This window comes from Longimicrobium sp. (assembly GCF_048594345.1).
Lineage (GTDB): Bacteria > Gemmatimonadota > Gemmatimonadetes > Longimicrobiales > Longimicrobiaceae > Longimicrobium.
The window spans coordinates 17,869-30,826 of sequence record NZ_JBMDXM010000015.1; the positions used below are offsets into that span (position 1 = coordinate 17,869).

Annotated in this window: 14 protein-coding genes; 3 read left to right on the forward strand and 11 right to left on the reverse strand. The window is 71.4% G+C overall.

The window, feature by feature from the left end; translation table 11 throughout:
- Window positions 1-143: 143 nt before the first annotated feature.
- Window positions 144-287, forward strand: a complete 144-nt coding sequence (locus tag ACOJUJ_RS01380) for a hypothetical protein (protein WP_420125046.1) — start codon at window positions 144-146, stop codon at window positions 285-287.
- 29 nt (window positions 288-316) lie between these two features.
- On the opposite strand, the gene ACOJUJ_RS01385 is transcribed toward ACOJUJ_RS01380, so the two are convergent.
- The 6 genes from ACOJUJ_RS01385 to ACOJUJ_RS01410 all read right to left on the reverse strand — a co-directional run bounded on the left by ACOJUJ_RS01385 (window position 317) and on the right by ACOJUJ_RS01410 (window position 6,559).
- Window positions 317-1,471 (reverse strand): 50S ribosomal protein L11 methyltransferase, encoded by a 1,155-nt coding sequence (locus tag ACOJUJ_RS01385; RefSeq protein ID WP_420125047.1) that lies wholly within the window; start codon window positions 1,469-1,471, stop codon window positions 317-319.
- On the reverse strand, window positions 1,464-2,423 hold the full coding sequence (locus ACOJUJ_RS01390) for a serine/threonine protein kinase (RefSeq protein WP_420125048.1): 960 nt from the start codon (window positions 2,421-2,423) through the stop codon (window positions 1,464-1,466). Before ACOJUJ_RS01390 ends, ACOJUJ_RS01385 begins: the two co-directional genes overlap by 8 nt.
- Window positions 2,424-2,508: 85 nt before the next feature.
- Window positions 2,509-4,341 carry an asparagine synthetase B family protein gene (locus ACOJUJ_RS01395; RefSeq protein WP_420125049.1) on the reverse strand — a complete coding sequence of 611 codons (1,833 nt, stop codon included), beginning with the start codon at window positions 4,339-4,341 and terminating at the stop codon, window positions 2,509-2,511.
- A 34-nt stretch (window positions 4,342-4,375) separates the two neighbouring features.
- Window positions 4,376-4,684 (reverse strand): PqqD family protein, encoded by a 309-nt coding sequence (locus ACOJUJ_RS01400; RefSeq protein ID WP_420125050.1) that lies wholly within the window; start codon window positions 4,682-4,684, stop codon window positions 4,376-4,378.
- Window positions 4,681-5,346: a hypothetical protein gene (locus tag ACOJUJ_RS01405; protein WP_420125051.1), complete on the reverse strand. Its 666-nt coding sequence runs from the start codon at window positions 5,344-5,346 to the stop codon at window positions 4,681-4,683. The genes ACOJUJ_RS01400 and ACOJUJ_RS01405 overlap by 4 nt, the downstream gene beginning before the upstream one ends.
- Window positions 5,347-5,359: 13 nt before the next feature.
- Window positions 5,360-6,559, reverse strand: coding sequence for a hypothetical protein (locus ACOJUJ_RS01410; RefSeq protein WP_420125052.1), 1,200 nt, complete (start codon window positions 6,557-6,559; stop codon window positions 5,360-5,362).
- Between the two features lie 211 nt (window positions 6,560-6,770).
- On the opposite strand from ACOJUJ_RS01410, the gene ACOJUJ_RS01415 reads away from it, so the two are divergent.
- Window positions 6,771-7,388 (forward strand): polysaccharide biosynthesis/export family protein, encoded by a 618-nt coding sequence (locus ACOJUJ_RS01415; RefSeq protein WP_420125053.1) that lies wholly within the window; start codon window positions 6,771-6,773, stop codon window positions 7,386-7,388.
- 394 nt (window positions 7,389-7,782) lie between these two features.
- On the opposite strand, the gene ACOJUJ_RS01420 is transcribed toward ACOJUJ_RS01415, so the two are convergent.
- From ACOJUJ_RS01420 to ACOJUJ_RS01440, 5 genes are all read right to left on the reverse strand, one after another.
- Window positions 7,783-8,739 carry a hypothetical protein gene (locus tag ACOJUJ_RS01420; protein ID WP_420125054.1) on the reverse strand — a complete coding sequence of 319 codons (957 nt, stop codon included), beginning with the start codon at window positions 8,737-8,739 and terminating at the stop codon, window positions 7,783-7,785.
- A 29-nt stretch (window positions 8,740-8,768) separates the two neighbouring features.
- A complete protein-coding gene (locus ACOJUJ_RS01425; protein ID WP_420125055.1) occupies window positions 8,769-9,560 on the reverse strand; it encodes an SDR family oxidoreductase in 792 nt (263 codons plus the stop codon).
- Window positions 9,561-9,900: 340 nt separating this feature from the next.
- Entirely contained in the window at window positions 9,901-10,074 is a 174-nt protein-coding gene (locus tag ACOJUJ_RS01430; RefSeq protein ID WP_420125056.1) for a hypothetical protein, read from the reverse strand.
- A 415-nt stretch (window positions 10,075-10,489) separates the two neighbouring features.
- A complete protein-coding gene (locus ACOJUJ_RS01435) occupies window positions 10,490-10,675 on the reverse strand; it encodes a hypothetical protein (RefSeq protein ID WP_420125057.1) in 186 nt (61 codons plus the stop codon).
- A 74-nt stretch (window positions 10,676-10,749) separates the two neighbouring features.
- Entirely contained in the window at window positions 10,750-10,920 is a 171-nt protein-coding gene (locus ACOJUJ_RS01440) for a hypothetical protein (protein WP_420125058.1), read from the reverse strand.
- Between the two features lie 215 nt (window positions 10,921-11,135).
- On the opposite strand from ACOJUJ_RS01440, the gene ACOJUJ_RS01445 reads away from it, so the two are divergent.
- The gene (locus ACOJUJ_RS01445) at window positions 11,136-12,560 is read left to right on the forward strand and encodes an aminopeptidase P N-terminal domain-containing protein (RefSeq protein WP_420125059.1); all 1,425 of its coding nucleotides are present in this window, start codon (window positions 11,136-11,138) and stop codon (window positions 12,558-12,560) included.
- Window positions 12,561-12,958 lie beyond the last annotated feature (398 nt).

Here is a 12,958-nt window from a genome sequence, read left to right on the forward strand (position 1 = left end):
GGGTGTTTTCTCGTCTCCCCACGGCCCACGAGGGGGTTGCGCATCCGGTCAGGCTGATACACACTTAGCGATGTGGCGGACACCGCCCGGCGTCTTTTCCCGCCCGGCCGCGTCCGCCGCTTTTCTTTTGCTGCGAAACGACAATGGAATCCACCGATCGCGCCCGCCGTTCGTACACCCCTCCCCGCCTGGCGGTCTACGGCCGGCTGGAAGAGCTTACGCTCACGGTGCAGGACAACATGAACAAGAACGACCCGGTGCAGGGCGGCAACAACCTCAAGACCTGAGCCGGCGCGGGCGGGTCCTCCGTCCGCCGTCATTCTTCCTCCGCATACGCCTGGCTTAGCCGGGCCACGCGTGAAAGCGCGTCTTCCCAGTCGCGGAACCGCTCCGAAAAGCGGCGCCGCAGCTCGTGCGCGATCGCTTCCAGCGTGGCGCCGCCGTCCATCATCCCCAGCACCAGCGCGTCCATCCGCCCCTGCTCCCCCAGCACGGGGCGAAAGTCGTGCGCCCGCTTGCGCAGCTCGGCCGGCCGCACCGGCTGGGAAAGGAAAGTGGACTGCCGAAAGTCCGCCGTCACTCCTTGGGGACCCGTCACCCGCGTGTTCCACACCCACAGGTAGTCGTCGGCGATCACCCGCGCCTGCAACTCCGCCGTGATCGCGTCGCCGGGGTTCACCCGCACCGGCTCCAGCAGGGGAAGGAACGCGGTGCCGTAGACGGTGTCCGGCGTGTCCAGCCCGGTGCTGAACCCCACCCCCTCCGCCAGCTCGGCGTGGAACCAGGCGGCGATCCCGTGCACCGTCCCCTCGCGCCGCGCCGTCCACTGCACCGTGGCGCGCACCTCCGGCTCGCGGATAGTGCGCCAGTCCAGCTCCGCCCACACCCGCGGTTCGCCCAGCAAGTGGTCGGGTGGCACCCGCACCTTGCTCCAGGTGTTGAGCGCGGCGCGGCGGGCCACGGACAGGTCAAAGCCGCGCGCGTGCTCGTCCCAGGGCCGGGTGATCCGGCCGTACTCCTCCTCCGCCTCCACCGGCGCGGCGTACAGCGTGTCCCTGCGGCCCACCAGCACGCCCCCCGGCGCCAGCAGCCGCTCGCGCGCGTCGGCGATGGAGGCCACGTGCTGCTCGAACAGCGGCAGCACCCCCCGCAGGTCCGAGACGACCACGTCCGCGCGCTCCGGCAGCTCCACACGCGTGGAGACGTCCTGGATGAACTGGATGCGGTCCGCGAAGCCGCTGGCCCGGGCCGCGGCGCGGGCCAGGTGGATGGAGTCGCCGGGATCGACGGCGAACACCCGCCGCGCCCCCAGGCGGCAGGCAAGCAGCGCCATCAGCCCCGTCCCCGTGCCGATGTCCAGCACCACGGCGCCGGGGCGGATGGTCCGCTCCAGCGCGGCGGTGTAGGCGTCCATCCGCACCGTGTCTTCGATCATCGACCCGTGGCCGCGGATGCTGTAGGTTTCAGCCACGGCGCCCCCGCACGTCCGCCTCGATCATCCCGCACAGCTCGCCCAGCCGCGCGGGATCCGCGCTGGGCGTCGCCCACGCCACGGGAACGGTGCGCCCCACCAGCCCCAGCACCTCCAGCTCCCGTGCCTGCGCCGCGCGGTCCGGAAACCAGCCCACGTAGCCGTTGGCCACCAGCGCCAGCATGGCGTCCATGGCGCTCATCGGCTCCAGCCGCGGCGCGTGCGGACCCGGCTCGCGGCCGCAGAGCACGTACACGGCGCCCAGGGGGAGGGGATGGGGATGGAACGCCTCGTCCAGGCGCAGGCCGCGCTTGTCCCAGTTGGGCGTCAGCGGGGGCAGCTCCGCGCCGGGGCCCAGCAGGGCGGGGACGATGTCGGGCCACAGCCGCAGGTGCGGATACGCCGGCTGCGCCACGATGCCGTCCGCCTCGGTCCGCAACGCCAGCACGTCGTCCGCCAGCAGCGCGTGCCCCCGCGCGGCCAGGGCGGCGGCCGTGGTGGACTTGCCCGTCCCCGCCGCCCCCGCCAGCGCCACCGCCACGCCGTCCACGGCCACCGCGCTGGCGTGGAGGGAAGGGATGCCGCGCAGCCGCAGAACGAGTCCAAAGACGGGCCCCAGCAGGTAGGTCGCCGCGTCCTCCACCGTGAAGTGCGCCGGCCAGGTGCAGGCGATGCGCGTTCCCGCCGCGTTCACGTGGTACTCGCACCCGTCCGCGTAGCGCAGGCGGAACGCGCCGCCGCCCAGCCGGTGCACCACCACCGTCGGCGCCTCGTCCGCCGTCGTCCGCGGCGAGACGTACCACTCCTCCTCCGCGGCACCCGGCTGAAAGACGTCGGCCGGGACGCTTCCCATCCAGATCCGCACCCGCGGCTCCGCGTCTTCGTCCACGGTCGCCAGGCCGGGGATTGGCAGATCGGCTTCGACCAGGAAGCCGAACAGGCGGTGGCGCACCGGCGTCCGCGGAGCGTCGTCCGCGGCCAGGGGTGTCGCGGCCCGCGGGTGGGGATCTGCGGTCAGGGGGCCTCCGCGGCCGCGTTCAGCGGTGGTGATGGGCAAGCCAGAGCGACAGGGCGAGCGGGCGGATGTCTTCGTACAGGTAGCGCGGCGCGGCGTCGGAGGCGCCGCCGGCCAGGCGGGGGACACGGGACAGGTCCACCCACGGCGCCACGCGCGCGTCCGCCGTGCGTCCGCCGAGCCAGCGGTCTCCAAGGTCCGCCGCGCGCACTTCGAGCATGTCTTTCGCCACGGGGGTCTTGGGCCGGGCCAGCACCGGCGCGGGAAGCCGTCCGCGCATCCCTATCCGCAGCAATCCTTTGTCATTATACCACTGCGCCGGAGGAATGGACAACGCCAGCCGCACCAGCCGCAGGTCCAGGTACGGGTGACGCTGCTCGATGGGCACGCCGGTGACGCCGGGGTCCCACAGGGGAAACAGGATCGGCCAGAAGGGGGTGGAAAGCAGCCCGTGCGCCTCCGGCCGCAGCGGATGGGCCGATACTATCGGTTGGCTCCACGCCGCCAGCCGCTCCGCCATCCCCACCCGCCGCGCGAAGCCGGGGTCGATCCACACCGGCGGATCGATCGGCTGCGGCCGGGGGCCGCCGCGCTCCCGCAGCCAGGTGCGCACGCCGGGGCGGGGGATGCGGTGGTGCCAGCGCGCGTACTGCGCCGCCTCGCGCGCGGCCGTCCACAGCTGCCCACCCGCGGCCAGGCGGGCCAGGCGCGACGTGCTTTCGCGCAGCAGCGCATCCGCGCCCTGGCCGGTGAGCAGCACGGGCGCGTGCCCCGCCGCCTGGCGCAGTTGGTCCGCCTCCAGCGCCAGCAGCGGGGATGACGTGGGCTGGGGACGATACAGCTCCGGCATTTCCCAGCGGGCAAAGGGCGCGTAGTCGTCCGCGGGGAGCAGGCGCAGGGGGATGCCCAGCGCTTCCGCCGCCATCGAGGCGAAGCGCGGCTCGTCGTCGGGCATCAGCCGCGCGTGGTACGCCGTGTAGCCGCGCAGCTTCGTGGATCGGATGCCGCGGTCCACCACGTCCCGCCAGGTGGCGGCCAGCGCGGTGGAGTCGCGCCCGCCGCTCAGCAGGATCGACGCGCGATCCCGCGGCAGCCGGTCGGCCACCGCCTCGCGCAGAACCTCTAGGAACGCCTCCGCGTACTCCGCCGGCCCCCGCAGCCGCAGCGGCTCGACGTCCTCCGGGAGCGAGGCGTAGCGGCGGATCCGCATCCGCCCGTCCTCCACGGTCAGCAGGTGCCCCGGAGGGAGGTGGCGGATGGCGGCGTAGACGGTGCCTTCCGTGGACTGCGAGTCGCCGTGGAGCAGGAAGTCCGCGATCCACCCTTCGTCCAGTTCGCCGGAGACGGCGGGATGGAGGCGGACGCAGTCGATGGAGTTGGAGAAGACGAAGGCGCCGCGCGTGGCCGCGTAGTAGAACGGCTTTACGCCGAACAGGTCGCGCGCGCAGAGCAGCCGTCGCCGCTCCGTATCCCACGCGGCGAAGGCGAAGTCGCCCAGCAGGTGCGCAGGCGCGTCGTCGCCCCACAGGCGCAGGGCGTGAAGGATCAGCTCGGCCGCGGGCGCGCCTGCGTCCGCGTGGACGCCGCCGGCGCGGAGGACGCGCACCAGCTCCGCCCGCCCGTCGATCCGCGCGTCCGCGACGATCCAGCTTCGTCCATCCACCGAAACAGGCTGCGGGACGTCTTCGACGAAATCCCCGGTGCGCAGCAGGGCGTGGACGAAGCCGGCGGGGCCGATGGACCGAAACGCGGTGCCGTCGGGACCCCGGGACGCGAGCGAGCCGGCCATCCGGTCCAGGAGGGCGGCGTCCACGGGGGCGCCGTCCAGGGCCACGATGCCGGCGATGCCGCTCACGTCGTGTGGGGGAAAGGTGGGGAAGGGGAGGGGATCAGTCCGCCGGGCGCAGCTCCACCAGGCCGCGCGCCAGCATGTCGCCCATCAGCTCGATCAGATCGGCTTCCGCCGTGGGGGCATCCACCTCGAACTCGTCGGTCACCGCGTCGCGCAACTGGGCGACGCTCTGCGGCCCGCGCTCCAGCAGCGCCCAGACGGTGGCGCCCACGGGGTTGAGCCCGTAGTACACGCCGTCGTCCAGCCCCAGGATCACCGCCTGCCCGTCCAGCTCGCACGACACCTGGTCGCGCGCCGCCACCAGCCGGGTATCCGCGTCCAGCCGCGGGGGATCGGCGAACTTCACCGCCCCGATGCGGCCAGACCCGCGTCGACCACGCGGTCCAGGATAATGGCGATGGACACCATCTCCGCGGAGGGCGGGTCCATCACCGCGTCCGGTGCGGTGGCCAGGTACAGCTGGTAGGCGCGCAGGGCGTTCTCCCACCGCGCGCCGTCGATGTAGCGCTGCCGCTGGTCCACGAACCCGGGCCGCTCGGCGCCCAGCCCCGCCAGCGCCGCCACCAGCAGCCACGCCGCGTCGCCGTCGGTGCCCGGCTGGCCACCCCGCAGGGCGCACAGCACCAGCCGCGCCTCTTCGCTGTCCATCCCCGGCCTGGCCAGCAGCCCGCAGACCACGCGCTGCGGAACGGTGTCCAGCGGCAGGCTGTCGGGCCACGCGGCCGGCCGCTGCAGGGTGCCCGCGCACGCCGCGCGCTGCGCCTCGGCGGCCTCACCCAGCACGGCGCCGGCCACGGGCGAGGTGCGGAAGGCCGTGCGGCCATCGCTCATGTCGCGGAAGAGCGCGCCCTCCAGGTCGCGCACGGGGAGCACCGGGTAGCCGGCGATTCCGCTTCCCGTAACGATGGGGCCGGTGGGATCGGACGTAGGAACGCCGTCTTGCGCGCGCAGCGGGGCCGAGGCCAGCACGGCCGCCGCCAGCAGCGCGGAGAACAGGGTGCGGTTCATGGGTGTCCCTGGCTTAGAACGGCTGGCGGAACGCCAGGCCGTAGCCCAGCGAAAGGATGAAGCGGGCGCCGTCGCCGGCCGAGCCGGTAAGGTCCGCCAGGCCGACGGTCACCACCACGGGAATGTGCCGCAGCGGGGTGAGCGAGGCGGCCGCGTTCAGGTCCTGCCCCGTCCAGTCGGCCACCAGCGACACCTGCGGGGTCACGCGCGCGCCCGCCGCGGCGAACAGGTTCAGCGTTTCCTTTTCGGCCGCGTCGTCCTTTTCGAATCGAAAACGGCCGTTCCCCAGGCCCACCGTAAACACGGCGGTGTTGAACGGCGCTTCGGGGTCTTCGCGCAGGTTCACCAGCCGGGTGACCGCCCCGTACAGGCTGCCGTCCCCGTCCGAGCCGCCCCAGCTGAGGGCGTTCTCGTAGCCGACGGCCAGGCTGGTCTGCCGGGGGAACGCGCGGTGAAGCTTCAGGCTCACGCCGCCGGTTTCGAACGGGTAGCTGCGGATGGTGGAGTACGACGTGAACGCCGCCTCCAGCGCGACCACCCGCCGCGTGCCGATGCCGAAGCCCAGCACGGCCGCCGCGTCGTCGTCTTCCGTGTACCGCGTGCGGCCCTGGTACGCCACGCCCATGAACACCTCGCCGGCGTCCACGCCAAACGCGGTGGGGACGGAGACACTGGCCGCGGGTCCCAGCCGCCGGCGGTCGCCCGACTCGCTAAGCCCCAACCGCAGCGCGTCGCGGTTGCGCCGGGCCGCGCGCGGATCGATCGCCGGCGCCGTGCTGGCACCCGCGGAGCCCGCCGCCATCGTGGTGCACGTGCTCCCCGCGTACGCGTAGGCGGACCCCTGCGGAACCTGCCCGCCCGTGGCCCCCGCGACGGCCGCGGAACTCATCCCCTCGGCCATGCCGCTGGCCTGGGGGGGCGTCTGCGCGCCGGATGTCCCGGAAGACGCCGGCTCCGCCGTGCCCGGGGACGGGGAGGACCCGGCCGCTCCGCCGGCGGGGGTGCCCAGAACGTGCGGCGGCTGGGCGGCGGGCGCGCCGCCCGAAGCCGGGGGCGTGGCGGTGCCGCGCCGGGGCCGGGGCGTCGCGGGCTTGCCGCACTCGTCCACCGGCCGCGACGGCTGCGCCCCGGCGCCGGGCTGTGCCCACGCGGCGGAAGGCGCGGCGGCCAGGGCGGCGGCCAGAAACAGGGTCAGGCGCGACATGCGGTGCATGGGCGTGCGCGGCTCGGGATGCGTCGGGAAGTGTGCCGGGGCCTGCGAGCGCGGCAGATGCCGCAAACCGGGGTGGAAACGGAAGTTGCTGGAATATGAACCCTGCTACGTGACTGCACAAGCCTTGCGGACGGGCGCCGGCTCTGGCGCGCGTGGTTCACGGGTTGCACCATGTGTGCGGAGGACCCGATCTCACCCTTACGACCGCACCATGCGCCGACTTCTGCTCCCGCTTCTGCTTGCCCTGTGCGCCGTGTCCGTGCCCGCCGCCGCGCAGGATACCACCGCCGCCGTGCGCCCCGCGGACGTCATTCGCCTGAACGTATGGCGGCAGCCGGAGATGACGGGCGAGTTTCCCATCGGCCCCGACGGCACCATCCTGCACCCGCTGCTGTCGGAGGTGCGCGTGGTGGGCCGCACCCGCGACCAGGTGCGCGAGCAGCTGCGGCAGGTGCTGCTGCGGTACGAAAACGATCCGCAGTTCGTGTTCGATTACCTGTACCGCGTGGGCGTAACGGGCGAGGTGCGGCTGCCCAACCTGTACACCCTGCCCCCGGAGACGACGATCGCGCAGGCGGTGGCGGCGGCGGGCGGGGTGGCGGAGTTCGGGCGGCTGGAGGTGGTGCGGCTGATGCGCGGCGGCACCGAGACCATCCTGGACCTGCGCGACCCTTCGCCCGAGGTGGCGGAGATGCGCATCCGCTCCGGCGACCAGATCCGCATCACCCGCCGCGGCGCCGGCTGGCGGGACTTTCTGGGCCTGGGGGCGAGCCTGATCGCCGCGGTAGCGTCGGTCGTAGGCGCGGTCGCGGTGATCCAGGGCAGTTGAGGTGAACGGGTGAACGAGTGAACGGGTGAACGGGTGAACGGGTGAACGGGTGAACGGGTGAACGGGTGAACGGGTGAGTAGGCCGCGACCCTCGGGGGCCCTCTCCCCCGCCGACTTCGCCGCTCGTTCCTCGCGGCTCGCGGCGACCCCTCCCCCAACTTCGGGGGAGGGGTTGGTCGTTACGTCAGGCGATCGTGTGCTCGAACGACCTCTCCCCCGTAATCTGGGATTCGCCGGGACGACAGCCATGCGCGCACACAACCCCTCCCCCGAACTTGGGGGAGGGGTCGACCGCCGTTGCGAGGAACGAGCGAAAGGCCGGCCGGGGGAGAGGGCCCCGAGGGTCACGCCACCCCGTCAGCTCACACCTTCACACCCTCACACCCTCACACCCTCACCTTCGGTTCGGCACCCGCTCCCGGATCGGAATCACCGGCGGCATGACGGTGGGATAGAACGGCACGGGCTGCGAGATGAAGTCGCGGGCGCGGCGGCGCCAGTGCTCCAGCGCGTTGGGCGCCTGCCACTCGCCTTCGGGGCGGCCGGTGGCCAGGGTCACGTGCATCACGCGCGGCACGGTGCGCAGCACGGCCAGCTCCAGCCCCACGGCGGCGTCGGTGTCGGGAAGGTACACGTGGCCAGGGTCGTTGCTGTCCGCGCCGTAGCTCTGCAGCCCGATCTCCGCCGCGATGGCGTGAAAGCGGGGCAGACTTCCGCCTGAAACCGAGTAGTCGGCGGCGCGGGCGGCGGGGCGCCCCAGCCGGTCCACGCGGCTGTGCCAGGAGGTGAGCGTGGTGGTGGCGAACGGCCCGGGGCGCACGCGCCCCTGCTGGAATATCCACGCCTGCCGCTCCGCCGTGCGGTACGTCTCGCGCCGCGACGCGCGCACCCCGCGAGCCCGCAGCTCCCGCTCAAAGCGGCGGATCATCGACATGAACACGGGGTCCAGCTGTGCCAGGTCGTTGTACACGTTGCGAACGGCGGGGCCGTAGCTGGTCCGCAGCACCCGCCACTCCCACTGCTCGTAGCTTTCCCCCGGCGCGGGGTGCGGCATCCCCGGCACCCCCACGGTGTGCGTGCCGGGCAGCGGCGTGACCGGGCGGTAGACGGGCACGTCCAGGTACGAAAGCAAGCCGAACGCCCCCGGCCCGCGCCCGCCGAAGCGGCAGCGCAGCTCCGCCGCCGTGGGGTTGCGCCGCAGGTTCTGCAGCCCGTCGATCCCGCATTCCTCCCAGGTGAGCGGCGCGGACGTATGCTTTCGCGGGGAAACCGGCGTGGCGTGGCCGTTCTGCGCCCCCGCGGGGGCGGCGAGCGCCAGCGCGGCGGCGGCCATCAGGATCGTGTGCTTCATGCGTCGTGGTGCGGGGACATCCGGTTGATTCAGAGCAGCCCCTGCACGTACCCGCCATCCACCTGGATGGTCGTGCCCGTTACGTAGCTCGCCCGTTCCGAGGCCAGGAACGCGACCACGGCCGCCAGCTCCTCGGGGTTCCCCATCCGCCCCGCGGGGATCCGGTTGCCCATCTCGTCCAGGATCTCGTCCACGGGCCGCTGCTCGTGCTCGGCCCGCTCGGCGGCCAGGTCTTCCACGCGGCCGGTGTGCATGTACCCCGGCGCCACCACGTTGCAGGTAATGCCGTGCGGCGCCAGCTCCGTCGCCATTGTCTTGACCCAGCCGACCACCGCCGCGCGCGCCGTGTTGCTGAGGATGAGCCCCGGCAGCGGCTGCTTTACGGACACGGAGGTGAGTGCGATGAAGCGCCCCCACCGCTTTTTCTGCATCAGGGGCGTGACCTCCTGGGCCAGGCGCACGGTGCTCATCAGGTTCAGCTCCAGGGCGCGCTCCACCTGCTCAGGGCTGGTGGATTCGTACCGTGTCCCCGGCGGCCCGCCCGCGTTGGCAAAGGCGATGTCCACGCCGCCCCAGCGATCCGTCGTCTGCTCCACCAGGGCGCGGATGTCGTCGGCGCGCGTCATGTCCGCGCGCACGGCCAGCACCTGTCCGCCTGTTTCGCGGCGGATCTCCTCGGCGGCGCGCTGCAGCCGCTGCTCGTTGCGCGCGGCGATCACCACCCGCGCCCGCTCGCGCGCCAGTTCCCGCGCGACGGCCCTGCCCAGCCCCATGCTGCCGCCGGTGATGATGGCGACGCGGTCCTTCAATCCCAGATCCATGATTTCCCTCCCGCGCTAATCGTCCATTCCGACGCGCGGGAATGTATCACGGTGGATCGGCGGAGTGCGAGAGGGGAAAAGGGTACGAGGGTACGGGGTACGAAGGTACGAAAGTGCGGGGGTACGAAAGTACGGGGTACGAAAGTACGGATACGAGGTGATCCAGGAGGATTCCGTGATCGTACTTCGTACTTTCGTACTTTCGTACTTTCGTACTTTCGTACCTTCGTACCTTCGTACCTTCGTACCTTCGTACCTTCGTACTTTCGTACCAAAAGTCCGGCCCGAGAGCATCCGAAGTCGCTCCCGGGCCGGCCTTACCGCATCCCGCGCGGCGGCGTCAGCAGCCGGCGCCGGCGCAGGTGTAGCCAAAGCAGGTGCCTACCAGCGGGTCGCAGGTGTAGTTGTTCCCCTGCGTGCGGTGGGCGACCACCGTTCCCTCCGCCTGCACCGGCGCGGCGGTCTGAAAGGTCTCGATGGCAAGGTCGTCGATCTGCAGCTTGAGCTTCTTCATCTGGAATGCCTCCGCTGTTTGAGTCACCTGGGGGAGCAACGGGATGTGCTCCGCGTGGCCGAAAGCGGACGCAAGTACTTTGCCGCATTCACGTTATCCGCATAAAACTACCCGTGGAGAACACCTGTTCCAGGCTGCGCTGCAGCTCCGGCGCGGGTTTTTCCGTACGACGCGGCGTAAACATCAGCGGCATCGTACGATAGGCGAAATCCCTCCGCGCCTCCAGACGTCGTCCCACGTGGGTCACCCACTCCACAGAATCCCGCTGAAGCGCTCCACCCGTAGCCTGGGCACGACACAACTCCGTTGACTCCGTTAACTCCGTGTGAGACCCGGTCTTTAAGACCTTGCGAAACGACAAAGCCGCCGCCCCCGCGCATGGGGACGGCGGCTGACGTGCCCGTCGGTGACCGGATCAGCAGCAGTTGGTCAGCAGGCGGTCGGTGGCGCAGCACTCCGTGTTGTGATGCGACGGGCAGATGGGCGTGCGCAGGGCTGCGTTCAGGCCGTGCGCCTGTACGGTGCCCTCAGCGGACTGGCCCTGTCCGGCGTCGAACGACTCCACGCGCAGCGCGTCAGGGTTCAGCGTGAGCTTCTTCATGGTGCGATCTCCTCTGGTGATGTCGGAAACGGACCGGGTGGCTGGACGGTCCGGCTACCCGGCGGGGGTTCGCGTCAGAACGTGCACTCGGTGGCGTGGTGCGACGGACAACGGCAGGTGTTCCAGCAGCTGTACACGCCGGTGGCCAGGCGCGCCTCTACCGTGCCGCGCGCGGCGGCGGGCTCTGCCTGCGCGGCAAAGCTGTCGATCGCGAGCGCGTCGGGGTCCAGCCTGAGCTTACGCAAGGCTTCCTCCAGGGAACGGGTCGGTGGATCGGCTGACGTTTGACGACGAATATCGTCTCGTAGTGGAGCGTGCGCAACCTGCCTGGCCAAGGTGCACGGACGATTCGCGGCTCCCGCGGATTGCGCCGATCCACCGCTCCGGCCTATGCTGTGAGCCCGCGTCGAACCCGTCGGCGCGGCCGCAAATCCATCGCCGCCGACCGCCGTTACGATCGATGACCGAAGCCATGCCAGCCGCCGCATCAACCCAGCCCACCTTTGCCGAACCGGCCGAGGGCGCCGTCGAGCACGCGGAGGCGGCGGATGCGGTACGCAGCCGTGGGCCGGAGGAGTTCCGCGCCCGGCGCGAGCGGTTCATGGCGTCGATCGGCGAGGGCGTGGCGGTGCTCGCGGCCGCGCCCGAGCTGGTAAAGTCGCGCGACACCGACATCCCCTTTCGCCAGAACAGCGACTTCTTCTACCTGACGGGCTTTCTGGAGCCCGGCGCCGTAGCCGTGCTCACGCCGCACGACGGCGCGCACCGCTTTACCCTGTTCGTGCGCCCGCGCGATCCCGAGCGCGAAACGTGGAACGGCCGGCGCGCCGGCGTGGAGGGCGCGATGCAGGCGTACGGCGCCGACGCCGCCTATCCCATCGAAGAGCTGGACAGCCGGCTGAAGGCGCTGCTGGAGCCGGCGGATGCGCTGTGGTACGCCCTGCGCGCGGACGGGGGCGAGATGGACCGGCGAATGCTGGCGCTGCTGACGGGCTTTCGCGCGCCGCGGCCGCGGGCGGGGAAGGGGCCGTGGGACCTGCGCGACCCCGGTCAGCTGCTGGATCGAATGCGCCTGATCAAGGAGCCCGGCGAGCTGGCGCTGATGCGCGAGGCGGCGGAGCTGGCCGCGCGCGGGCACATCGCCGTGATGCGCGCCGGCCGGCCGGGTGTGGGTGAGTGGGAGCTGCAGGCGCTGCTGGACCAGACCTTTCGATCGTATTCCGCCACGTCGGGCACGTCGTTTCCGGCCATCGTGGGGTCGGCGGCCAACGCGACGGTGCTGCACTACGTGACCAACGACCGGCGCATCGAGGAGGGCGACCTGGTGCTGGTGGATGCCGGCGCCGACGTGGGCTTCTACTGCTCCGACATCACCCGCACCTTTCCCGCGTCCGGCCGCTTCAGCGCCCCCCAGCGCGCCGTGTACGACATCGTTCTGCGCGCGCTGGAGGCGGGCATCGAGGCCGTGCGCCCCGGTGCGCCCGCCAACGCCATGCACCTGGCGGCGCGGCGGGTGCTGGTTGAGGGGATGATCACCCTGGGGCTGCTGGAGGGTGATCCGGAAAAGCTGATCGAAGAGGAGAAGTTCAAGCGCTTCTTTATGCACAACACCTCGCACTGGCTGGGGCTGGACGTGCACGACCCCGGCTCGTACACCGCGCGCGACGGCGAGCCGATCGTGCTGCAGCCCGGGATGGTGCTCACCATCGAGCCCGGCCTGTACATCCCCGAGCACGGCGACGACATCCCCGCCGAGCTGCGCGGCATCGGCATCCGCCTGGAAGACGACGTGCTGGTGACGGAGGACGGCCACGAAATCCTCACCCGCGCCGTTCCCGTCGACCCCGACGACGTGGAGCGTATCTGCTCCGAAGCCAGGTCCTGACGCGCGGAAGGGCGGCCGGTGAGGCCGCCCTTTCGACTTCCAGAGCCGGCGTGCGCGCTATCCACCCGTGCCCCAGAAAGTCATTTCGAAGGACGCGCCACGTGGAACCTTTCCCCCGCACAACCCTGTGGCGCCTGCTGATACCGGATTGCGCTGATCATCGTGCACCCGATCCGGTCATGGAAACGACTTGTCTCACACGGGACGGGGTCAACGGGGTCAACGGTAACGATCAAAACCGTTGACCCCGTTGACCCGGTGTGAGGTATCGTTTCCGGAGGTGCAGCTGCCGTTTCTGCAGTTCTAATTCGCTGTGCATTCAGGACTTCCACAACGAAATCTCACGCGGAGGCGCGGAGAAGCGGGACGTTCTCCGCGTCTCCGCGCCCTCCGTGTCT